Annotated in this window: 21 protein-coding genes; all 21 read left to right on the top strand. The window is 52.9% G+C overall.

What is annotated here, in order from left to right:
- Nucleotides 1-170 precede the first annotated feature (170 nt).
- The 21 genes from atpG to mreB all read left to right on the top strand — a co-directional run bounded on the left by atpG (nt 171) and on the right by mreB (nt 22,884).
- Nucleotides 171-1,028 (top strand): ATP synthase F1 subunit gamma, encoded by an 858-nt coding sequence (atpG, locus tag IDH45_RS16475; protein ID WP_190929223.1) that lies wholly within the window; start codon nt 171-173, stop codon nt 1,026-1,028.
- Nucleotides 1,029-1,322: 294 nt separating this feature from the next.
- The gene (atpD, locus tag IDH45_RS16480; protein WP_190929224.1) at nt 1,323-2,729 is read left to right on the top strand and encodes a F0F1 ATP synthase subunit beta; all 1,407 of its coding nucleotides are present in this window, start codon (nt 1,323-1,325) and stop codon (nt 2,727-2,729) included.
- 121 nt (nt 2,730-2,850) lie between these two features.
- Nucleotides 2,851-3,255 (top strand): F0F1 ATP synthase subunit epsilon, encoded by a 405-nt coding sequence (locus IDH45_RS16485; RefSeq protein WP_190929225.1) that lies wholly within the window; start codon nt 2,851-2,853, stop codon nt 3,253-3,255.
- Between the two features lie 509 nt (nt 3,256-3,764).
- Complete coding sequence (locus IDH45_RS16490; protein WP_190929226.1) at nt 3,765-4,136, top strand: NADH-quinone oxidoreductase subunit A; 372 nt, start codon at nt 3,765-3,767, stop codon at nt 4,134-4,136.
- Nucleotides 4,121-4,639 (top strand): NuoB/complex I 20 kDa subunit family protein, encoded by a 519-nt coding sequence (locus IDH45_RS16495; RefSeq protein ID WP_190929227.1) that lies wholly within the window; start codon nt 4,121-4,123, stop codon nt 4,637-4,639. The genes IDH45_RS16490 and IDH45_RS16495 overlap by 16 nt, the downstream gene beginning before the upstream one ends.
- Nucleotides 4,636-5,628: an NADH-quinone oxidoreductase subunit C gene (locus tag IDH45_RS34995; protein ID WP_190929228.1), complete on the top strand. Its 993-nt coding sequence runs from the start codon at nt 4,636-4,638 to the stop codon at nt 5,626-5,628. Before IDH45_RS16495 ends, IDH45_RS34995 begins: the two co-directional genes overlap by 4 nt.
- A 3-nt stretch (nt 5,629-5,631) precedes the next feature.
- Nucleotides 5,632-6,732, top strand: a complete 1,101-nt coding sequence (locus IDH45_RS16505; RefSeq protein WP_190929229.1) for an NADH-quinone oxidoreductase subunit D — start codon at nt 5,632-5,634, stop codon at nt 6,730-6,732.
- Nucleotides 6,732-7,739 (top strand): NADH-quinone oxidoreductase subunit NuoH, encoded by a 1,008-nt coding sequence (nuoH, locus tag IDH45_RS16510; RefSeq protein ID WP_317891223.1) that lies wholly within the window; start codon nt 6,732-6,734, stop codon nt 7,737-7,739. Before IDH45_RS16505 ends, nuoH begins: the two co-directional genes overlap by 1 nt.
- A gap of 69 nt (nt 7,740-7,808) precedes the next feature.
- Nucleotides 7,809-8,267 (top strand): NADH-quinone oxidoreductase subunit NuoI, encoded by a 459-nt coding sequence (gene nuoI / locus IDH45_RS16515; RefSeq protein WP_190929230.1) that lies wholly within the window; start codon nt 7,809-7,811, stop codon nt 8,265-8,267.
- Nucleotides 8,257-8,781 (top strand): NADH-quinone oxidoreductase subunit J, encoded by a 525-nt coding sequence (locus tag IDH45_RS16520; protein WP_190929231.1) that lies wholly within the window; start codon nt 8,257-8,259, stop codon nt 8,779-8,781. Before nuoI ends, IDH45_RS16520 begins: the two co-directional genes overlap by 11 nt.
- Before the next feature lies 1 nt (nt 8,782).
- Nucleotides 8,783-9,094 carry an NADH-quinone oxidoreductase subunit NuoK gene (gene nuoK, locus IDH45_RS16525; protein WP_190929232.1) on the top strand — a complete coding sequence of 104 codons (312 nt, stop codon included), beginning with the start codon at nt 8,783-8,785 and terminating at the stop codon, nt 9,092-9,094.
- Between the two features lie 12 nt (nt 9,095-9,106).
- Entirely contained in the window at nt 9,107-10,990 is a 1,884-nt protein-coding gene (gene nuoL / locus IDH45_RS16530) for an NADH-quinone oxidoreductase subunit L (RefSeq protein ID WP_190929233.1), read from the top strand.
- Complete coding sequence (locus tag IDH45_RS16535) at nt 10,980-12,617, top strand: complex I subunit 4 family protein (protein ID WP_190929234.1); 1,638 nt, start codon at nt 10,980-10,982, stop codon at nt 12,615-12,617. The genes nuoL and IDH45_RS16535 overlap by 11 nt, the downstream gene beginning before the upstream one ends.
- Before the next feature lie 3 nt (nt 12,618-12,620).
- A complete protein-coding gene (locus IDH45_RS16540) occupies nt 12,621-14,174 on the top strand; it encodes an NADH-quinone oxidoreductase subunit N (RefSeq protein WP_190929235.1) in 1,554 nt (517 codons plus the stop codon).
- Between the two features lie 333 nt (nt 14,175-14,507).
- Complete coding sequence (locus IDH45_RS16545; protein ID WP_223836719.1) at nt 14,508-17,297, top strand: S8 family serine peptidase; 2,790 nt, start codon at nt 14,508-14,510, stop codon at nt 17,295-17,297.
- A gap of 61 nt (nt 17,298-17,358) precedes the next feature.
- On the top strand, nt 17,359-17,610 hold the full coding sequence (locus tag IDH45_RS16550; RefSeq protein ID WP_190929236.1) for a DUF1146 family protein: 252 nt from the start codon (nt 17,359-17,361) through the stop codon (nt 17,608-17,610).
- 207 nt (nt 17,611-17,817) lie between these two features.
- A complete protein-coding gene (murA, locus tag IDH45_RS16555; RefSeq protein ID WP_190929237.1) occupies nt 17,818-19,140 on the top strand; it encodes a UDP-N-acetylglucosamine 1-carboxyvinyltransferase in 1,323 nt (440 codons plus the stop codon).
- A gap of 186 nt (nt 19,141-19,326) precedes the next feature.
- Entirely contained in the window at nt 19,327-20,364 is a 1,038-nt protein-coding gene (gene spoIID, locus IDH45_RS16560) for a stage II sporulation protein D (RefSeq protein ID WP_190929238.1), read from the top strand.
- Nucleotides 20,365-20,472: 108 nt separating this feature from the next.
- The gene (locus tag IDH45_RS16565; RefSeq protein WP_190929239.1) at nt 20,473-21,201 is read left to right on the top strand and encodes a M23 family metallopeptidase; all 729 of its coding nucleotides are present in this window, start codon (nt 20,473-20,475) and stop codon (nt 21,199-21,201) included.
- A 209-nt stretch (nt 21,202-21,410) separates the two neighbouring features.
- A complete protein-coding gene (spoIIID, locus tag IDH45_RS16570) occupies nt 21,411-21,698 on the top strand; it encodes a sporulation transcriptional regulator SpoIIID (protein WP_190929240.1) in 288 nt (95 codons plus the stop codon).
- A gap of 184 nt (nt 21,699-21,882) precedes the next feature.
- Nucleotides 21,883-22,884 carry a rod shape-determining protein gene (gene mreB, locus IDH45_RS16575; RefSeq protein ID WP_190929241.1) on the top strand — a complete coding sequence of 334 codons (1,002 nt, stop codon included), beginning with the start codon at nt 21,883-21,885 and terminating at the stop codon, nt 22,882-22,884.
- Nucleotides 22,885-22,913: the final 29 nt, after the last annotated feature.

A 22,913-nucleotide genomic window follows, 5' to 3' on the forward strand; every position in this document is an offset into this window, starting at 1 on the left:
TCGTATTCAATAAAGGCATCTGCCGAACGTACGGAGATGCTTGGGAAGTTAAGCTTTTGCTCCGCAAAAGCTCAGGTTATGCTTACGAAGTTAGCTTTCCTTCGGAAAGCTCTAAGGTTATGCTTACGAAGTTAGCTTTTGCTCCGCAAAAGCTCTAAGGTGGTGAAAGCATGGCAAAAGGAATGCGCGAAATTAAACGTCAAATCAAGAGTACGCAAAACACGAAGCAGATCACGAAGGCGATGGAGATGGTCGCAGCTTCCAAGCTGAGAAGATCCCAAGAGGCGGCCGAGGCGGCCCGTCCTTATGCGGAGAAGATCAAGGAAGTCGTAACCAGCATCGCAGCGGGAACGAAGGGAAGCACCAATCCGATTCTCGTATCCCGTCCTATCCGCAAAACCGGCTATTTGGTCATTACCTCAGACCGCGGTTTGGCGGGTGGCTACAATGCGAACCTGCTTCGTAAATTGATGCTCACGATTCGTGAAAACCATAGCTCCAAGGACGAATACGTTGTATTTGTAGTAGGACGTAAAGGCCGCGATTTCTTGAAGAAAAGAGGCATTCCGGTCATCGGAGAAGTTACCGGTATTTCGGATGCGCCGAAGTTCGCTGATATCAAGGAGCTCGCATCGCTTGCAGTAAGCAACTTTGTGGATGGAAAGTACGATGAGCTGCATCTCGTCTACAACAAATTCCACAACGCCATTACTCAAGAGCCGGTCTTGAACCGGATCCTGCCTTTGGATATGGGCGAAGGCGGTCAGGCAGCAGATTATGAGTATGAGCCTTCACAAGAGGAAGTGCTTAACATATTGCTTCCGAAGTATGCAGAAACGCTTGTTTTCAGCGCGCTGCTGGAATCGAAAGCAAGCGAATTCGGAGCGAAAATGACTGCAATGGGCAATGCTACACGCAACGCCACAGAAATGATCGCCCGCTATACGCTTATGTATAACCGTGCTCGCCAAGCTTCGATTACCCAGGAAATATCCGAAATCGTCGCCGGAGCGAACGCGCAGGGCTAATAATTTCCACAAGATTTGATAGTTCCTGAAAGGGAAACTATTTCGCTTACAAATCGGGCTTCTCCGATGAGAATCTCGGATGCTTGATAACAAGTCGTTTTTCTGCAGTTAAGCTCATGCCGCATACGACAATCTGAGGTTTCCAGTTGGCAGCCCAGGCAGTTCCGAAACGATATGAAGTTTTCCTGCAGAAAATCAGGCTGTTGCTTGTGATGTACCGTTTTCTTTATGGAAAACTAAGCCGTTGCTTACGATGTGAGTTTTCCTACGGAAAACTCCTTAGGAGGGAAAAATATGAATAAAGGACGCGTTTTGCAGGTAATGGGACCTGTCGTCGACATCGAGTTCGATAAAGGCAACCTTCCTGAAATTTTGAATGCGGTCAAGATTCAAACGAAACCGCAAAACTCCAACGAGCCTGAAATCAACCTGACTGTTGAAGTCGCGGTTCACTTGGGCGACAACGTTGCGCGTTGCGTAGCGATGTCCTCCACGGACGGATTGGTCCGCGGCACGGAAGCGGTTGACCTCGGCAAGCCGATCAGCGTTCCAGTCGGAAACGCAACACTTGGCCGGGTATTTAACGTTTTGGGCGAACCGATCGACAATGCAGGCGATGTGGAAGCCGGACAAAGAGATCCGATTCACCGTCAAGCTCCTGCATTCGAAGAGCTTTCGGTACAAGCTGAAGTTCTTGAAACAGGTATTAAAGTCGTTGACCTTCTCGCTCCTTACGCGAAGGGCGGTAAAATCGGTTTGTTCGGCGGCGCGGGTGTTGGTAAAACGGTATTGATCCAGGAATTGATCAATAACATCGCGCAAGAGCACGGCGGTATTTCTGTATTCGCAGGTGTAGGGGAAAGAACTCGCGAAGGTAATGACTTGTACCATGAGATGAAAGACTCCGGCGTTATCTCCAAGACAGCGATGGTATTCGGACAAATGAACGAACCGCCAGGAGCGCGTCTGCGCGTTGCTTTGGCTGGGTTGACGATGGCGGAATATTTCCGTGACAACGAAGGAAAAGACGTTCTTTTGTTCGTCGACAACATTTTCCGCTTTACACAAGCAGGCTCCGAGGTTTCCGCTCTTCTCGGCCGTATGCCTTCCGCGGTAGGTTACCAGCCGACGCTCGCTACCGAGATGGGTCAGCTGCAAGAGAGGATTACTTCTACGAAAAAAGGTTCCGTTACTTCGATCCAAGCAATCTACGTTCCGGCGGACGATTATACCGACCCGGCTCCGGCAACAACGTTTGCTCACTTGGACGCTACGACAAACCTGGAGCGTAAAATTTCCGAGATGGGGATTTACCCTGCGGTTGACCCGCTGGCATCCAGCTCGCGGATTTTGTCTCCGGAAGTTGTAGGCGAAGAACATTACAATGTAGCTCAAGGCGTAAAGCGGATTCTGCAGCGTCAAAAAGAGCTTCAAGATATTATTGCGATTCTCGGGATGGACGAATTGTCCGATGAAGATAAAGTTATCGTACTTCGCGCCCGTAAAATCCAGCGTTTCTTGTCCCAAGCGTTCCACGTCGCCGAGCAGTTTAACGGGTTCCCGGGGCAGTACGTTCCGGTTAAAGACACGGTACGCAGCTTCAAAGAAATTTTGGAAGGCAAGCATGACGACCTTCCGGAAGCGGCGTTCCTGTTCGTCGGCACCATCGAAGAAGCGATCGAAAAAGCAAAATCGATGTAAGGAAGCCGGATGACCGTGCCATGCTGATGCTTCGATGAGATTATTCAATTTCGTCACGGGGAGCATCAGCTTTGGCACATGATGAAGCTTTCGGTATCGAAAGCTCTCAGGAGGAATTTGCGTGAGTACTTTTCTATTGGAAGTCGTGACGCCCGAGCGGAAAGTATACGCTCAGGATGTTAATATGATCGTTGTAAAAGGCGTAAACGGGGAGCTCGGAATTCTCCCGAACCATATTCCATTGGTATCCCCGCTAAAAATTGCACCAGTTGCCGTGAAAATAGGCAATAAAACCGAGTACATTGCAGTTAATGGCGGTTTTATGGAGGTGCGCAAAGATAAAGTGGTCATTTTGGCGGAATCGGCCGAAATGCCTGCAAGCATCGATGTCGATCGTGCTCGCGCCGCCAAAGAACGTGCGGAGAAACGCCTCGCCGAAGCAAGGAAGGACGAGATCGATTTCCGTCGCGCCGAGCTTGCTTTACAGCGTGCGATGAACCGGATCGATACTTCGACAAGAAAGTAATGCATATATGAGCAGAGGAACTGATTCCTTTGCTTTTTTTGTGTGCATAGATATTCGTTTGAATGGTATAATTACAAATGTTGGGATTTGCTGCGACCCATTGCATAGTTGGCTGGCTAATTGCGTAGATTTAACTTAGCCAGGCTTTGGATTAAATGCCGGAGCTTATAGGATGAGCGGGCAATAGTTATGCCGATCGGCAACCCGTTTCGGGCTGCTGGACTAGCTCTTCCTTTGTACTAGCCTGATTCGTGCGATTTAGAGTGAAAATTGTTTAGAGACGGATTATTGGCATAGACGAGGCTCCGAGCATTTGTTACCATTACGAGAGGTGGCTTGGCCGAGGGGATGTCGCGATGATCTTTGCTACTGGAGCGGCGCATCCGGAAGGCCCTTCCTTCATAGACGCCGTTACACCTTTTTGTTATAATTGTGTGGGTGTTTATTAGAAAAAATTTCTGGCTTCATCAGAAAATTCATAATACGCCATGAGGCGGGGAGGCGATGAAATGGCGCTTTACAGTAACAATTACGTGCTAGTTGCCATCTTTATTGGGCTCGGGATTATACTGCCGATCGCAGCTTTGACGCTCGGCCGGTTGCTGCGCCCGAACAAGCCGACGGCAGAAAAGCAAACGACTTATGAAAGCGGTAACGATCCGGTCGGAGAAAGCCATGTCCGGTTTAATATCCGTTACTATTTGTTTGCTTTGATGTTCGTTATCTTTGACGTCGAAACGGTGTTTTTATATCCTTGGGCTGTCGCGTATGACTTTTTGGGATTGTTCGCGCTGGTTGAGATGCTCATTTTTGTCTCCCTGCTCGTAGTAGGGCTAATTTACGCCTGGAAAAAGAAGGTGCTGCAATGGAGCTCAATTTAGAGAAAATCTCGCCCGAAGAGCGGAGCGAGTTCGAGCGCAACGTATTCACGACTACGCTCGACCAAGTGAAGGCATGGGCGCGCAGCAGTTCGTTGTGGCCGTTAACGTTCGGTCTCGCATGCTGCGCCATCGAGATGATGGGTACCGGCGGAGCGCATTATGACCTGGACCGTTTCGGCGTTATATTCCGGACGTCCCCCCGGCAGTCTGACGTTATGATCGTTGCCGGAACGGTGACGAAGAAGATGGCGCCGCTACTTCGACGTCTGTATGATCAAATGCCGGAGCCGAAGTGGGTTATTGCGATGGGGTCGTGCGCCACTGCCGGCGGACCGTATATTAAATCGTATGCTGTCGTTAAAGGAGTCGACCAGATCGTCCCTGTTGATATTTATATTCCTGGATGCCCGCCGAACCCGGCTGCTCTCATTTACGGGATCAATAAGCTTCAAGAGAAGATTCGCTATGAGGCGAAAACCGGGAAGAGGGTGACCAACTCGTGAGCGAAGAAAACAACAGCAACGACAAAAAGGTAGAAAGCGCAAACAATCCTGCGGCTGATAGTCCTGCTGCCGATCATTCGGCTTCGCCTCCTAAAGAAAGCGCTGCACCCGAACAGGCTGATGATGCAGTCGGTACCGCTGCAAATGCTGTTGAACCGACGGATGAGGAAAAAGAAGCGAAGGCAAAAGCTGCCGCAGAAGCAAGAGCAGCCCGTGCTGCAGCCCGCGCACAGAGATCTGAGGGCGGAGAAAGCGCCCCGGCGGCTGCGGAGCTGACCGACGAAGAGAAGGAAGCGAAGGCAAAAGCTGCCGCGGAGGCAAGAGCGGCCCGCGCCGCAGCCCGCGCCCAGAGAGCCGAGGGAGGAGAGGGTACGCCCGCTCCGGCTGCAGAAACTGGAGGCGATGAGGAAGCGAAGGCGAAGGCTGAGGCAAGAGCGGCCCGCGCCGCAGCCCGTGCCCAGAGAGCCGCAGGCGGTGACGGCGGAGCCGAGGACGGTCCCAAAGAACCGTCTCCGAAGCAGCCGCTGCTCGACCGGATCGTTCAGCTGATCAAGGAAAACGTATCGGATCAAGCGGTGGTGGAAGGGGTTATTAATGAAAGAGACCGCCATCTGCCGACGCTGACCATTCATCCCGATCACTGGGTTGCCGTAGCCGACTTTGTGAAGACGAACGAAGAATTGCAATTGACCTATTTGAGCAATTTGAGCGGGGTCGACTACGAGACCCATCTGGAGACGGTATACTACGTCTTGTCCATCTCCAGCAAGCAAGGCTATTGCTTTAAAGTAAAAACGAACCGGGACACCCCATCGATTCCGTCCGTGACTCCCGTATGGGCAACGGCCAACTGGAACGAGAGGGAAGTGTACGATTTGCTCGGCATCGATTTTCCGGGTCATCCAGACTTGCGGCGGATCATGATGCCGGACGATTGGGTCGGCCATCCGCTTCGCAAAGATTATGAACCGATTGATCCGGAGGTGTGACCTTTGATTCGGACCGAAGAACTGCTACTGAACGTAGGCCCTCAGCATCCGAGCACTCACGGCGTATTTCGCGTTATCGTCAAACTGGACGGAGAAGTGATCACGGAGGCTACGCCTGTAATTGGATATTTGCACAGGGGAACGGAGAAGCTTGCGGAAGATTTGACCTACACGCAAATTATTCCTTATACCGACCGGATGGATTACGTATCTGCGATGACCAACAATTATGTGCTCTGTCACGCCGTAGAGACGATGATGCAGCTGGAAATACCGGAGAGGGCGCAATATTTGCGCCTTATCGTCATGGAATTGCAGCGGGTTGCGAGCCATCTGGTATGGTGGGGCACGTACCTGCTGGATATTGGCGCGCTCAGCCCGTTTCTGTTTGCCTTTAAGGACCGGGAGACGATTGTCGACCTGTTCACCGAGCTGTGCGGAGCCCGGCTCACTTACAACTATATGCGGGTGGGCGGAGTGAAGTGGGATGCTCCTCCAGGGTGGATCGAGAAAGTGCGAGCGTTCGTGGCGTATATGCACGGGCAACTGAAAGTCTATGACAACCTGGTCAGCGGAAACGAAATTTTCCTGGCACGGATTAAAGGAGTCGGCAAATATTCGGCCGAGGAAGCGATCAATCTGGGGCTGAGCGGAGCGAACCTGCGCTGTACCGGGGTGAAGTGGGATTTGCGGAAAGACCAGCCCTACAGCATCTACGACCGCTTCGACTTCGACGTTCCGGTAGGCCAGAACGGAGATTGCTACGACCGTTACCTGGTCCGGCTGGAGGAGATCCGCCAATCGCTGCGGATACTGGAACAGGCGCTTGAGCAGTTCCCAGCCGGCGGCGAGACGATGGGAAAAGTGCCGCGGGTGATCCGCCCCCCGGAGGGCGAAGCTTACGTCCGGATCGAATCGCCGCGCGGAGAGATCGGCTGCCACATCGTATCTAAGGGAAAAGATAAGCCGTACCGGCTGAAATTCCGCCGTCCGTCGTTCGTTAATCTGCAAATATTGCCGCAGCTGCTTGTTGGCCAGCCGATGGCCAATATGATCATGATCTTGGGCGGAATCGACATCGTCCTCGGGGAGGTGGATGGCTGATGCTCAGTTTGTTAGCCGAACAACTGACTTGGGCGAACTTCGGCATTATGTTCGCTGTTGCGGTGTTATTCCTGCTTCTCATACTCGGTTATGTCACGTACGCGATTTATTTCGAGCGGAAAGTGATCGGCTGGATGCAGATGCGGCACGGACCGACCCGGACCGGACCGCTTGGTCTTCTTCAGACAGTCGCAGACGTTCTGAAGTTGCTTCTTAAGGAAGATACAATTCCGAAAAAAGCGGATCGCGAGCTATTTATCCTTGCGCCGGCGATTACGTTCGTCCCGGCCTTTGCCGTGCTCGCTACCTTTCCGTTCACGAAAACTTGGCAGTTTGCCGATCTGAATGTAGGGCTGCTGTATTACGCCGCCTTGTCTAGTATTTCCACGATCGGGATCGTGCTTGGGGGCTGGGCGTCCAACAATAAATACTCGCTGCTCGGCGGCATGCGTTCCGCAGCGCAGATGATCAGTTATGAAATTCCGCTTGTCATGTCCATGGTAGGCGTTATCCTTATGACCGGAAGCCTGAATATGCGCAAGATCGTCGAGGCGCAGGGCAACTGGTTCTGGGAATGGAACTTCCTTCCGCAAATTATCGGGTTCGCCGTATTTATTGTGGCAGCCATCTCCGAGCTCAATCGTACGCCGTTCGACCTTCCGGAGGCGGAGTCCGAGCTAGTGGCCGGCTACCACGTTGAATACAGCGGATTCCGTTTCGCTTTCTTCATGCTGGCGGAGTACGTCTATACGTTTGCAATCGCAGCGCTTACGACGGTATTGTTTCTGGGAGGATGGCATGCGCCGTTCCCGTTCCTGGACTTTGTGCCTGGAATTCTGTGGTTTTTAATTAAAATGTCGTTCTGCGTCTTCTTCATGTTCTGGCTGCGGGCCACGCTGCCGCGCGTCCGTATCGATCAGCTGATGGGGATCGGCTGGAAAGTGCTGCTGCCGCTTGCGCTCGCCAACATCTTTATTACGGCGATCGTGAAGGAGATCTTGCGTTAACATTACCGAACAGTACGAGAGACCGGAACCGACTCCGGTCTGTCGCACGTGATTGAGGGGGAACGACCTATGAAAGGGATAGTCAAAGGGCTCGGGCTTACATTCAAGACGATGATGCAGAAGAAGGTCACCTATGCCTACCCCGACGTGCCTTTGGAGCTGCCGGACCGCTTCCGCGGCATCCAGCACTTCGACCCGGAGAAATGCATCGTATGCAATCAGTGCGCGCGGGTATGCCCAACGGAATGCATCACGCTGACCGGCAAAAAGAACCCTGATCCAGAAAGCAAAATGAAGCTGGTTATCGATACGTACGATATCAACTTTGAAATCTGCATCCTGTGCGACCTCTGTACCGAGGTTTGTCCGACCGAAGCGATCGTCATGACGAACAATTTTGAGCTTAGCACCTACAGCCGCGACGATTTGTACAAAAACATGGACTGGCTGCACCAGAACAACACGAACGTGCGGAAAGAAAACAATTCGGCGGCACCTAAGGGAGGAGCCAAAAAAGATGCTGGGTAACATTGCAGACTTTTTCTCGAGCGGTGCCAACGTGATGTTTTTCGTGTTCGCTCTGCTCGCCATCGGCGGCGCGATCTTTATGATCAGCTTCACGAAGGTCGTCTCGATGGTCGTCTCGGCAGCCGTCACTTTCTTAAGTCTCGCCGGTCTCTATGTGCTGCTGGAAGCGGAATTTCTGGCAATGGCGCAAGTTCTCGTCTATGCGGGCGGCATCTCGATCCTGATGATCTTCGGTATCGTGATGACCCGCCATAAGGGCGAAGAGCCGGAGGATAAACGCCGCTGGCATCATATCGGGCTGTGGATCGGAATTGCCGGACTATTCGGTATCCTGTTCTATGCCTTTCAAAATGTGTCGTTCCCGAAAGGGGAACTCGCGACGCCGGAAGACAATACGCTTGAGATCGGGAAGCGGCTGTTCACCGAGCAAGTCATCCCGTTCGAGCTAATGTCGATTCTGCTTACCGTCGCGTTCATCGGCGCGATCATCCTGGCCAAGAGGGAGGAAGAGTAGGATGAGCGAACCGATTCTGCCTTATCTGACCTTAGGCGCGATTTTGTTCTGCGTCGGGTTGTATGGGGCGTTAACGAAGAAAAATGCCGTAATCGTCCTGTTGTCGATCGAGCTTATGCTCAACAGCGTCAATTTGAACTTCGTGGCGTTCTCCAAGTACGGAGTGGCTCCGTCTTTTCAAGGCCAGATCTTTTCTCTCTTTAATATGACGGTAGCGGCCGCGGAAGTTGCGATCGGGATCGCGATCCTAATTACGCTCTACCGGAACAAGGGCACTTCGAATGTGGACGACATGAACGAATTGAGAAAGTGAGGAGGATCAACGATGGAATCGTACGCACAAATCGCCTGGCTCGTTCCTCTGTTTCCGCTTCTCGCGTTCCTCGTTCTGCTCGCCGCAGGCCGACAGTGGAAGGAAGGCGGAGCATACGTCGGGATTATAGCGACACTAGCCTCGTTCATCGTGTCGGTGCTCATATTCGTGGAGCGTCTTGGAAGTGGCACGGAAGATTACACGTGGAACAGCTTGGAATGGCTCAAGCTTGGCGAATATTCGCTAGCTATGGGGTTCGAGATCAACAACCTGAACGCGCTCATGCTGATTATCGTGTCGCTCGTCAGCTTGCTGGTTAATTTATACTCCAAAGGATATATGCACGGAGACGATCGGATATCGGTCTTTTACGGATACGTCGCCTTGTTTACGTTCGCCATGCTGGGCGTGGTTATGTCGGAAAATATACTTCAGCTGTATATTTTCTGGGAATTGGTCGGTCTCGGGTCGTTCCTGCTCATCGGCTTCTGGTACTTCAAGCCGGAAGCGAAGGCGGCGGCCAAGAAAGCGTTCATTATTACGAGAATCGGCGACGTCGGCTTATTGATCGCGATCTTGCTCCTCTACTGGAATATGCCGGGGCATGCGCTCGATTTCTCCAGCATTCATAATGCGTTTGCCGAAGGCCGAATCTCCGAAGGCACGGCAACCTGGATTGCGCTGCTTATCTTCGTAGGCGCCGTGGGCAAGTCCGGCCAGTTTCCGCTGCATACATGGCTGCCGGACGCTATGGAAGGTCCGACGCCGATCAGCGCCTTGATTCACGCGGCGACGATGGTTGCGGCCGGCGTGTACCTGGTGGCGCGGACATTCGATATTTTTACCGCTTCTCCAGCCGCTCTGGAAACGGTGGCTTACGTGGGAGGCTTCACCGCAATTTTTGCCGCTACGATCGGCGTCGCTCAAAAAGATATTAAACGGGTGCTCGCCTACTCGACGGTCAGTCAGCTCGGGTATATGATGTTGGCGCTCGGCGTCAGCGCCACAATATCGGCGGGAATGTTCCACCTGTTCACCCATGCGTTTTTTAAGGCGCTTCTGTTCCTTGGAGCGGGCAGCGTCATTCATGCCGTACATACGCAAAACATTTTTGAAATGGGCGGACTGTCGTCCAAGATGAAAATTACGACTTGGACGTTCGCGATCGGGGCTCTGGCTTTATCGGGAATTCCGCCGTTCTCCGGCTTTTGGTCCAAGGACGTGATCCTGTCCGAAGCTTATTACAGCGGACATTACGGATTGTTTGCGGTCGGACTGATTGCGGCTTTCTTCACCGCGTTTTATATGTCCCGGCTGTTCTTTCTCGTATTTACGGGCAAGCCTAGAGGCACGCAGCACCAGCACGCTCACGAGTCTCCGGCCGTGATGACGGTTCCGTTGATCGTTCTTGCCGTCCTTGCGGTAGGAGCGGGCTTCCTGATGACCCCGTTTAACGGCTGGTTCGGAGAATGGCTGACCGGTAAAGCGGCCGAAGAGCACAATGCGGCGCTGGTTATGACACTGTCGACTGTTGTCGGATTGCTTGGAATCGGACTCGGATATTTGATGTACGTCAAAAAGAGCATCTCCGCGGACGCCATTCCGAATGGCGCGCCTTGGCTGCACCAGCTCGTGGAGCGGAAATATTACATCGACGAGTTGTACGGCCTGATTATCGTAAAACCGGTAAAAGCGCTCGGCAACGTGCTCACCTTGTTCGATCATTATGTTGTGGACGGCATCGTCCGGCTTAGCGCTTCGGCTGTATCCGGGCTTGGCCGCGTCGGGTCGCGGCTGCAGAACGGCCAGGTGCAGACATACGGGCTCGTTACGCTGCTCGGTATCGTCGTCCTGATGCTGGTGTTCGCCGGGAGGAGGTTTTTGAATGTTTGGTAGTTGGCCCATTCTGTCGACCATCCTCTTCTCGCCGCTGCTCGGCATTATTGCGCTGCTGCTGATTCCGAAGCATAACGGCAGGGCGCTGAAGACGACGGCGATCGTTGCTACTCTTATACCGCTTGTACTGGCAGCGCTGTTGTACACCGACTTTCAGCACGACACGGCTGATATGCAGTATAAGGAAAATGCGAACTGGATCAAAGTTCCTCTGAATAAAGAAATCGGCGACGATCTGAGCTCGCTGAAAGAATTTTTTTACGAGTTCAACTACACGCTGGCGATCGACGGCCTGTCTCTGCCGCTTGTATTTTTGACCGCACTCGTAACGGCTATGGCGGCTTTCGCCTCCGTGCATGTGAAGAAGCGGTGGAAGGCGTTTTACATCTGGTTTCTGCTGCTGGAGATCGGGATGTTCGGCGTATTTATGGCTCGTGATTTGTTCTTGTTTTTCCTGTTCTTTGAGCTTACGCTCATTCCGATGTTTTTCCTGATTGGAATATGGGGTTATATGGACAGGGAGCGGGCGGCCAACAAGTTTTTGATTTATAACGGGATCGGTTCAGCCGCCATGATTTTGGCGTTTTTCATTATCGTCAATACGGCCGGATTTACGATGCAGACGGTAGGCGACGCGACCTCCTTCTATTACAGCGGCAGCCTGGACGTGATTACGAAAAACTTGTTCGCCGACCAAGCTTCGCTGATTCATGCCGGGCCGGAGATGTTCCCGGACAATCCGTTTTATTTAAGCGAGACGATGAAGTGGACGCTGTTCATCATGCTGCTCATCGCATTCGGCATCAAGCTGCCGATCTTCCCGTTCCATACGTGGATGCTTAAAGTGCATACGGAAGCGCACCCGGCGGTCGTTATGATCCACTCCGGTATTTTGCTCAAGATGGGCGCCTACGGTTTGCTAACCTTTGGCATTATGCTGTTTCCGGTGCAGGCCCATACGGCGGCGTTTGCGATAGCGATTCTGGGCGTTATCAATATTTTGTACGGCGCGATACTCGCTCTGCGCCAAACCGATTTCAAGCTGATTTTGGCTTACTCCAGTATTAGTCATATGGGGATCGTCCTGCTCGGTCTTGCGGCGTTTAACGAAATCGGGCTAAAAGGGGCCATCTTCCAACTGGTATCCCACGGACTCATATCGGCGCTGTTCTTCCTGCTCGTAGGAAGCTTGTACGAGAGAACGGAAACGACGGAAGTGAGAAAACTGGGCGGTTTGTCGGCATCGCTGCCGTTCATTTGCGGCTTCCTGATGCTCGGCGGCATGGCGTCGCTCGGACTCCCGCTTTTGTCGGGTTTCATTAGCGAGTTCATGGCTTTCCTCGGCCTGTTCGAGACGATGCCAATCGTCACGGTGATCGGAGTGCTGGGCATTATTTTTACGGCGGTATATGTGCTTCGCGGGGTTATGAAGATCAGCTACGGACCGTTACCGGAGGCGTACAAAGGGCTTCGGGACGCCAGACTGGTGGAGGCGGTGCCGATGATTACTCTGACTGCGTTCATCGTACTGATCGGGATCTATCCGGCCGTGCTGAGCGAACCGCTGCAGCAAACCGTAAGCAGTATCGACGAATGGATTCACAACATCGTGAAGATGGGAGGGTAGACCATGGATCAACTTCAACGTTTGACGGCGGGGGACCTCGTTCATCTGGCGCCTGAGTTGACCCTGGTCATCTCGGCAATCGTCCTGTCGCTGCTCGATTTATTTATGCCCCGCTCGTTCAACCGTACCGTTCTGGGCTGGCTGGCGCTGGTGTCTGTCGGCATATCGGCTGTGTTTGTCCTTGGGGATATTAGTGCTCTGAACCGCATCGACGATGCTACCGGGCTCGTCCTGCCCACGGAGCCTGTATCGCTGCTGGGCGGCAGCTGGCGGGTCGACGATTACGCGAATTTGTTTAAACTGCTTTTCCTTGGCGGAACGGCGCTTATTTTGTTCATGAGCATCGGCAATGTAAAAGAAGACGAAATTCCGCACAAGGGCGAATTTTATTACTTGTTCCTGCCGGCTACGATCGGTGCGATGGTCATGGCGTCTTCCGGCGATCTGATCACCCTGTTCGTCGGACTCGAACTGCTTAGCATCACTTCTTATGTACTGGTCGGCATGCGCAAGAAGTCGTTTTCATCTAACGAAGCGGCGTTTAAGTACGTAGTTATGGGAGGCATCTCGTCCGCCGTAATCTTGTACGGAATGTCGTTCTTGTACGGGATGTCCGGATCGACGAACCTGGCGGAGATCAACCGGGCGCTTTCAGCCAACTACGCTGCGTTCGAGCCATTGATTTACGTCTCCTTTTTCCTGCTGCTGGCAGGATTCGGCTTTAAAATTGCGGCGGCTCCGTTCCACATGTGGGCGCCCGACGTCTACCAAGGCTCGCCGACGCCGGTTACGGCTTATCTCGCGGTCGTATCCAAGGCAGCCGGCTTTGCGATTACGTTCCGGGTACTGTACAGCGTGTTCGGCCTGGGCGGCTTGATCAGCCAGCAGATCCATACCGACGCCTTCACGGCGACGATGGTGGTAGCCGCGGCAGCTATGATATTCGGTAACTTCATAGCGCTCCGTCAAAAAAACATGAAGAGGCTGCTCGCCTATTCCGGGATCGCCAATGCGGGTTACCTGCTGGTGCCGATCGGCACGCAGTTCGGCATGGTGCATTTCTCGAACTTCTCGGAGATGTTTTTCTATCTGATCGCTTATCTGTTCATGAACATCGGAGCGATCGCCGTGTATATGATTGTGAGCGATTCGTCCAAAAGCGAGGACATCTCGGCCTTCGCCGGCTTGTATTATCGGGCGCCGGCGACTGCGGTGGCGATGGTCGTGCTGATTTTGTCGCTGGCCGGTCTTCCGGTAACGGGCGGATTTTTCGGGAAGCTGTACATCATGCTCGGTACTTTGCAACTGCAGCATTACTGGCTTGCCGCCATTATGATCGGTACGAGCGTCATTTCGTTTTATTACTATTTCAGCATCATCCGGCAAATGTTCCTGAGGTCGGGCGAAGTCGAAGCGGAGATCAAGTCTTCGCCAACCGCGCAAATTACGGTTTGGATTTGCGTGGCGGCTACGCTGTTGACCGGATTTTTCCCGCATGTGGTGCTCCGTTATATCGAGACGATTTTCAGCGTACCGATCGATTTGTTTATCAGTTAACTGTACAGCTAGTCCGTTTGCAGCCCTTCCGGGGAACCGGAGGGGTTTTCTTTTTTAAAGAGCAAATCGACGCAGCAAAAGCTTCGTTTTCAACATTTCTCTTAATCGGAATCGGGGAAGTTTAACGAAGAGTAAACCGGGTTAAAAAGATAGCGTATTCATTGTGGCGAATAACCAAATTTATTGGCGATGAGTGAAGCAGCCCTATATTCCAACCGTGAATCGGGTGGGCCTTTTGAACCGATTTTGTTACAATGGAAAGGGATGTCCGGCATAATGGCGAAATGTATACGTTCGGACAAAATCAAGAATGACATGAAGAGGACAACATCCATGATACGAAACGGGCGGAAGCGTTTAGCGTGGATCGGATTATTTGCGATTGTATGGGTTGCGCTGGACCTATACTCATTTTGGCTGCCGAATCGGGCGGAAGCGGCCTTGCCGACTATTTCCCCGGCAATAACGGAAACGGCCGATTCAGCCACCTATATTATAAAGTGGAAAGGGAGCCCCGATCCGACGTTTACAGCGAAAAGTATGATCGAGCGGGAGTATGGCTTGTCCGGCACAGTAGTAGCGCGTCCGGGAGCGGGTGTGAACAGTGCTGAGTGGCTGGCGGAATGGGAAAACTCTCCGGGAGTGCAGTATATTGTGCCCAACCGGAAGGTCGGGATCTCGGCCGCGGCTTCCAATGACCCTTTTATCGATAAACAAACGTATTTGCAGAGAACTCATACTATCGACGTCTGGCAAGAGGTTAGCGGAACGGAAACGGAATCGGTAGTTATTGCTATAGTCGATACGGGCGTGGATCTGAGCCATGCCGATCTGAAGGGCAATCTGGTGCCTGGCGTTAATCTGATTCAACCGAACATACCGCCGCGCGATGACAACGGACACGGGACCAATGTAGCCGGAGTTATCGCAGCTGTCGTGAACAATAGCAAGGGTGTAGCGGGGATGCTGTGGAAAGCCAGCATTATGCCGATCAAGGCGTTGGAGCCTAGCGGCCGCGGGGACGAGGACAAGCTGGGCGAAGGTATTCGTTATGCGGTCGACAACGGGGCCAAAATTGTCGTGTTATCCGTCGGACTTCTGCGCAACGACGCTTATTTGCAGGAAATTGTACAATACGCGGAAGATCATAATGTAATGCTGATCGCGGCTACGGGCAACGATGAAGGACGCAATGTCCGTTATCCGGCTGCCTATCCGACTGTGCTGGCGGTTGGAGGCGTGGGTGAAAATAACGCGATTGAGGAACGGTCGAACTACGGGCCGGAACTGGATCTGGTTGCGCCTTGGTCTGTTTTTACTACCGCTATCGGAAATAAGTACGAGTATCAGGACGGCACGTCGATGGCTGCACCGCAGGTGGCGGCCGCTGCTGCGATGATATGGGCGAAGTACCCGCATATGAAGGCGCATGAGGTGCGCAGCCTGCTGCGGCAGACGGCGGACGATATCGGCGAAGCCGGATGGGACGAGCGCACCGGGTACGGCTTGCTGCGGGTGGATCGGGCCTGGAACGAACCGCTCCTGCCGGACATGTATGAACCGAATAACAGCAGGGCGGAAGCGAAGCCTTATACGGCCGGCCGCATGATTTCCGCCGAACTGAGCGGCGGGACCGATGTCGACTGGTTTTATATCGATGTTCCGTATGACGGGACGCTTCATATGATGCTGCTCTCGGATGCGCCTGTGCCGTCGGATGTGAAGCTGACTCATGTCGGATCAGCGGGGGTTTATGCGTATAAGGCAGTACCGGGCAAGTACGTACAGTTGAAAGTATCCCAAGGAATAAACCGGATCGCGCTCCAATTTGAGAATAGCGGCGAACCGGTGTTATGGCCTTACCGTCTGACTAGCTATTTTTCCATTTATCGCGATTCTTTTGAAGATAACGATCGTCAATATCAAGCTTTTAAGCTGGCTCCGCGGAGCCAGTCTGTAAAAGGGACCTTTGATAAGGAAGGCGACGAGGACTGGTTCTCGATGACGTTCGAGCGGTCGGGCAACGTAACGGTAACGCTCACTCCGGACACGAAGCGGATGGATCCGGTATTAACGGTTCAGAAGAAGAGCGAGCGGGGCGTTACGATCGACGACAACGACGACGGGGAATTCGAGTCTCATTCGTTTCAGGCTTTTCCGGGCACTTATTATTTTAAGGCCGGCAAAGTAACGCCTGAAGCTACAATTGGGGAATATACGCTCGAAATCGTATACGAGCCGAAATATATGGACCCGAACGAACCGAATGATCGTCCGTACCAGGCAACGGTCCTCCAAACGGATACGGAATACGAGGGAGTGTTCGATCGATCGACGGATGTCGATTATTTCAAGTTCAGGATCGCGGAGCGCAGCCTGGTGGATTTCTCGATGACGGATATTCCGATCGGCCGGCAAGTAACCGCCATTTTACAGTCGAACGCGCTCTCCCCGGTCGTAAGCCAGCCAAGCGACCGGGCCACCGGCAAACTTGCGATGTCGATTCCGCTAGATGCCGGAACCTATTATATCCGTATGACACCGGATGAAGCATTTCAGGAACAACTGTACCGGCTTCGCCTGCATACGGATGTACTGGTGGGCGGCTTTACCGATATAACCGGTCATTGGGCGCAGGATGCGATCGTCGATTTGTCCGCCGCGAAAATCATAGAGGGCTACGGCAATTATACGTTTCGCCCGGAAGCGAGTATATCACGCGCGGAAGCCGTGACTCTCCTTGTTAAAGCGTTCGAATATTCGAAGAAACGCCCTGTCACTTTTCCGGATCTGCCTGAAAGCCACTGGGCTTACGACAGTGTATCGAAGGCGCTGCAAGCCGGTGTGGTGCAAGGATATCCGGACGGCCGATTCGATCCTGACGGCAAGCTGAGCCGTGTGGAGATGGCGTCGCTGTTCTCCAAGGCGCTACGGCTCGGCGGCAAGCTGCGCGGGGATGTTCCTTTTACCGATATCGGACATGACTTCTGGGCGCTTCCGATTTTGAAGCAAATGAAGGCGGAAGGCTGGCTTACCGGTTATGACGACGGTACGTTCCGTCCGGATGTGTCGACGACTCGGGCAGAGTTTACGGTTATGCTGCAGAGAATTATGAACCGATAATTGAAGCACGGCTTGCCAAACCGCGAAGCTGCGCTTCCGGAGGAAAGGATGATCGAATCGGATGGACATCTCGAATGCCTTGGAATTCTCCATGGGAATGACGGGGCTTGTCTCTATTACCGTCGTATTGCTCTGTATCGGGTTATCCTGGTGGGCGCTGCAGCAGTTCCGCTTCGATCTGTTCGTCAAGCAGCCGCGAAGCGCTCCCGCCAAAATGCTGCAAGTGCTTCTGTCGATCGCCCTTGGTTACCAGATCGCGCGATTCGTGCTTGATTATTACAACTGGTCGACGTTGCTCAAAGGGATGTTTTAACGCTACCGAATAACAATGTCGTATGTTGTCAACAATGGTAATACACCGAAATATATTGATTAGATGCGTAAGCCACCGTTCCAAATTGAGAAGCGGCTACGAAATCTTTAGCTGTATGCACGACGGGAGCCACGAATTTACAGTTGTCACGGTTAGACCCCGGGTGTAAACTGAACGTTGGGCATTGGAAACGCGGAGGGGAACAAGATGAGCAAAATAATCGTCCGCGGCGGCAAGCGATTGTCGGGTAGGATCAAAATTAGCGGAGCCAAAAACGCCGTGCTTCCGATTATCGCGGCATCGTTGCTGGCTACGAAAGGGGAGTGCGTCATTCATGACGCGCCGCCTCTAGATGACGTCATGACCATCAGTCAAGTCCTCAGATCGCTGGGTGCACGTGTCCATTATTATAATGAGACGATTCGGGTCAATGCCGAACAGCTGGACTCGTGCGAAGCCCCTTACGAGTGGGTGCGCAAAATGAGAGCGTCGTTTCTGGTCATGGGTCCGCTGCTCGCCCGAACGGGATATTCGCGGATCGCCTTGCCGGGAGGATGTGCGATCGGGACTCGTCCCATCGACCAGCATCTGAAGGGCTTTGAGGCGATGGGCGCCGAGATCGGACTCGGACAGGGTTATATCGAAGCCCGGGTGAAAGGCCGTTTGCGCGGAGCTAAAATTTATTTGGACGTGGCCAGTGTAGGGGCGACCGAGAACATTATGATGGCTGCGACTTTGGCGGAAGGAACAACCCTGATCGAGAACGCCGCACGCGAACCGGAAATTGTCGATTTGGCTAATTTCCTTAATGCGATGGGCGCCCGGATTCGGGGAGCGGGAACCGGAGTGATCCGGATCGACGGAGTGGATAGTCTGCAAGGCACGGTACATACAGTAATTCCGGACCGGATCGAAGCGGGCACGTTTATGATCGCTGCGGCGATATCCGGCAGCACGGTCTATATCGAAGGAGCGATTGCGGATCATCTCAGGCCGGTTATCTCCAAGCTTCAGGAAATGGGAGTGACGATCGGGGAAGACGAGAACGGCTTGCTCGTATCGATTGACCGGCCGCTGCGGGCAGTGGATGTGAAGACGTTGCCGTATCCGGGATTTCCGACCGATATGCAGTCTCAGATGATGGCGCTGCTTACCGTCTCGGACGGGACCGGCATCGTTACGGAGACCGTGTTCGAGAACCGGTTTATGCATGTGGAGCAGTTTTGCAACATGCAGGCACAGATCAAGGTGGACGGTCGCACCGCTATTGTAAGCGGCAATACGAAGCTCCGCGGAGCCAAAGTATGCGCTACCGACTTGCGCGCAGGCGCGGCATTGATTTTGGCGGCTTTGGTTGCCGACGGCGAGACCGAGATCACTGGCGTTCATCATATCGACAGGGGTTATGTCGATATCGAGCGCAAGCTTCGTGAATTGGGAGCGGACATTCGTCGCTACGAGCCGGAGGAACAGACCGAGCAAGTGGCCCAGGAAATGAAAATCTTTTCCATACAGCCCACATGGGCTTAAATCGACAACCCCTATCGTTTTGGGACAGCCGACCGGCACTCACTAGTAAAGTGAAGCCGGTTTTTTCTTTTCTATCACGGGTTGCAAGTGAGGGCCGGAACAGGTTCTATGAGCTCTACTCCTCTCATAAAATGAAAGCAAAGATCGCTAGAACAGCCGATCCTATTCATTTTACGGAGGAACCTGATGAGAAACCGTACTTCCATTCAGCCGTGGCTGCCCGCAACTACGATCGCCGCCGCGCTGCTGACCGTAACGCTGTTATTGCCGGGAATCGTAGCGAAAAGGAGCGGGTCCGTCAGCGTATTGAGCACGGCAGACTTCCCGCAGACCCGGCTGGAGCAGCAGACCAAGCCTTTGCTCGTACCGATCTATTTGACCCGGGAACAAAAGATCGACCAAGTGCCGCTGGAGACGTATGTCCGCAATGTAGTGGCTGCCGAAATGCCGGCGAATTTCGAGTTCGAAGCGTTAAAGGCCCAGGCGATCGCTTCACGGACATATATTGTCAAGCGGCTTCTGGAGGGCGACTCCTCTCAAGTGCCGGTTCAAGGAGCGGTCGTTACCGATACGGTAGCCCATCAAGCGTATATCGGCGAGGAACAAATGAAGGCGAACTGGGGAGAGGCCGATTATCCATCCCGGCTGGACAAGCTGAATCGCGCCGTCAACGAGACGGCGGGAGTGGTCGTAACGTATCAAGGCAAGCCGATCCAAGCCTCGTTTTTCTCCACCAGCAACGGGTACACGGAAAACTCGGAGGAATACTGGAGGGACTATATCCCGTACTTGCGCAGCGTACCGAGCCCATGGGACCAAGAACTTTCTCCGAAATATATGGAGACGAAAACCATGAGTCTGCAGGAATTTTTCAAGAAACTCGGCATTACGTCCGTACCGGCCGCCGCAACCGGCAGCGGAGCGATGAAGGTGCTGGCGACGACGTCCGGGCATCGGATCAAAACGGTGTCGGCCGGCGGGAAGTCTTTTACCGGCAGGGAGATGCGAGAGAAGCTGGAGCTGAACTCATCGCAATTCACCTGGAAAATAAGCGGCTCGCGGATTGAGATTACGACTTACGGATACGGACATGGTGTCGGTATGAGCCAATGGGGCGCGAACGGGATGGCCAAGGAAGGGAAAAGTGCAGAGACGATTCTCAAATACTACTATCAGGGGGTAGAGCTGAGCCGCGTATCGGCTTTACTAGGACCGCCCGTTTAAGCAAAGTGTTGATGCAAGCGGAATTTTTTTAAAAGGAAACTCAAAAAACTATCACCTCACGTATAAAACCTAGTGATCTGGCAACAATGGTGACTGAGGTGATATAACATGAGTGATCAAAACAAAGAACAAGAATTGAAGACCGAAGAGAGTGCTCCAAAATCGACCGATGGAGCCGTAAAGCCTTCCAGTTGGAAGCGACTGTTAGCCAAGAAGTGGGTGTTTCCGGCGACGTACATGGCAGCAGCGGCAATTATCTTAACGTTAATGTGGGTCTACACGGATTCGGGCGTCAAGAACTTGTCCGAACAAGACCTCGGTCTCGGCGTCTCGAAGACGCAGGACGTATCGGGTCCCACTGACAAGCTGGATGCTCTGCCTGTAGCCGCAACTGCCGAAACGATGCAATGGCCGGTGAAAGACAAAAACGAGGTGGAAGTGCTGCTGCATTTCTTCGACACGAAAGCTTCCCATGAAGTTCGCCAAGCCGCTATGATCGAGTATGGCGATACGCTTACGCCGCATGTCGGGGTGGATCTAGGTCGTGAAGACGATCAGCCGTTCGACGTACTGGCCGCTATGAGCGGAAAAGTAACCCGTGTCGAAAAAGATCCGATCGTCGGCCAACTGGTCGAAATTACGCATCAAGACGGAACGGTTTCTATTTACCAAAGCTTGTCGGACGTTAAAGTGGCCAAGGAAGTTCAAGTGAAGAAGGGCGACGTCATCGCCGTTGCCGGACGCAATGAGCTGGAGAAGGAAATGGGCACTCACGTTCACTTCGAAGTTCGCCAAAACGGATCGCCTGTTAACCCGGAATCGCTGATTATCGAGTAACAAGCTGGAAGCATTTAGCCGAAATGTTAGACGAAAGCGGAAGGATTTTCTTCCGCTTTTTTTGTTGGGAAGGAAATGGTATCGCATATGTACGGGGGATTTTCCAAAAATAATTGAACAGGCAAGCTTGTCAGGGTTGGAAACAAAGAATATATGGCCCTGCCCCTCATATACTGTACCAAACCAACTCGAGTAGGGAGGCGAGGGGCGTGCACGATTACATCAAAGAGCGTACGATCAAGATCGGGCGCAGTCTAGTGGAAACCAGGCAGACGGTCCGTACGATTGCCAAGGAATTCGGAGTATCGAAAAGCACGGTTCATAAAGATTTGACGGAACGGCTGCCCGAGATCAATCCGGAACTGGCCAACCAGGTGAAGTTGATTCTCGAGTACCACAAGTCGATCCGGCACTTACGGGGAGGAGAAGCGACGAAGGTCAAGTACAAACGGAGCCGCCAGCAGAAGCCTGCCGATCATCTGGTTACGGCCAGGTAGCCCGCCGCCTCAACTTTTACTCCGTCTAATTATTCCTACAAAAAGAGGAGTTTTGAAAAAGTTGTCGAAATAGGTATACTTATGTGTAAGCAGGAATGCCACGGATCAAATTCGCCCGCGGACGGTACAAGTGACGTCATGCGAGGTCGGCATGGCACCGTAACGTTCTCGGGAGGATTGTAGGATGATTAGCAAAGATATCGGAATCGATTTAGGAACGGCTAACGTACTTATTCATGTAAAGGGACGGGGCGTCGTCTTGGATGAACCGTCCGTCGTCGCTATTGAAAGCGATGCTAAGCGGGTTCTCGCTGTCGGGGAAGAAGCGCGCAGGATGGTTGGGCGTACGCCTGGCAATATTGTGGCGATCCGTCCTCTGAAGGATGGCGTCATTGCCGACTTTGAGATTACGGAACTGATGCTGAAGCATTTTATATCGAAGGTCGGGGGGAAGCGCTGGTACAGCCACCCGCGGATATTAATTTGTGCGCCTGCCAACATTACGTCCGTTGAGCAAAAAGCGATTCGCGAAGCAGCGGAGCGGAGCGGCGCAAGGGAAGTTTATTTGGAAGAGGAACCGAAGGCCGCAGCAATCGGGGCTGGAATGGATATATTCCAGCCTAGCGGCAATATGGTGGTCGATATTGGCGGCGGGACGACCGATGTCGCCGTATTGTCCATGGGAGACATCGTAACCTCATCTTCCATCAAAATCGCGGGGGACAAGTTCGACGCCGCGATTATGAAATACATAAAGTCGAAGTACAAGCTGCTGATCGGGGAACGGACTTCGGAAGATATCAAGCTGAAGATCGGAACGGTGTATTCTGATACGCGCAAGGAAGAGATGGACATCCGGGGCCGGGATATGGTATCAGGTCTGCCGCAGACGGTAACGATCCGTTCCGACGAAGTGAAGGAAGCGTTGTGGGAATCGGTATCCTCGATCGTATCTGCGGCCAAAGTGGTTCTGGAGCGGACGCCTCCGGAATTGTCGGCGGATATTATCGACCGCGGCGTTATTTTGACCGGCGGCGGAGCGCTGCTGCACGGTCTCGACCAATTGCTCGCAGACGAGTTGAAGGTTCCGGTCCTTGTCGCCGACAGTCCGATGAGCTGCGTCGTTCGCGGGACTGGAATTATGCTGGATAATCTGGATAAAGTTACAAAGAAAAAATTCGGGTGATTGTGCCGATATATAGAACGAGCAGGAAA

This window comes from Paenibacillus oceani, from assembly GCF_014705615.1.
Taxonomy (GTDB): Bacteria; Bacillota; Bacilli; order Paenibacillales; family NBRC-103111; genus Paenibacillus_AB; species Paenibacillus_AB oceani.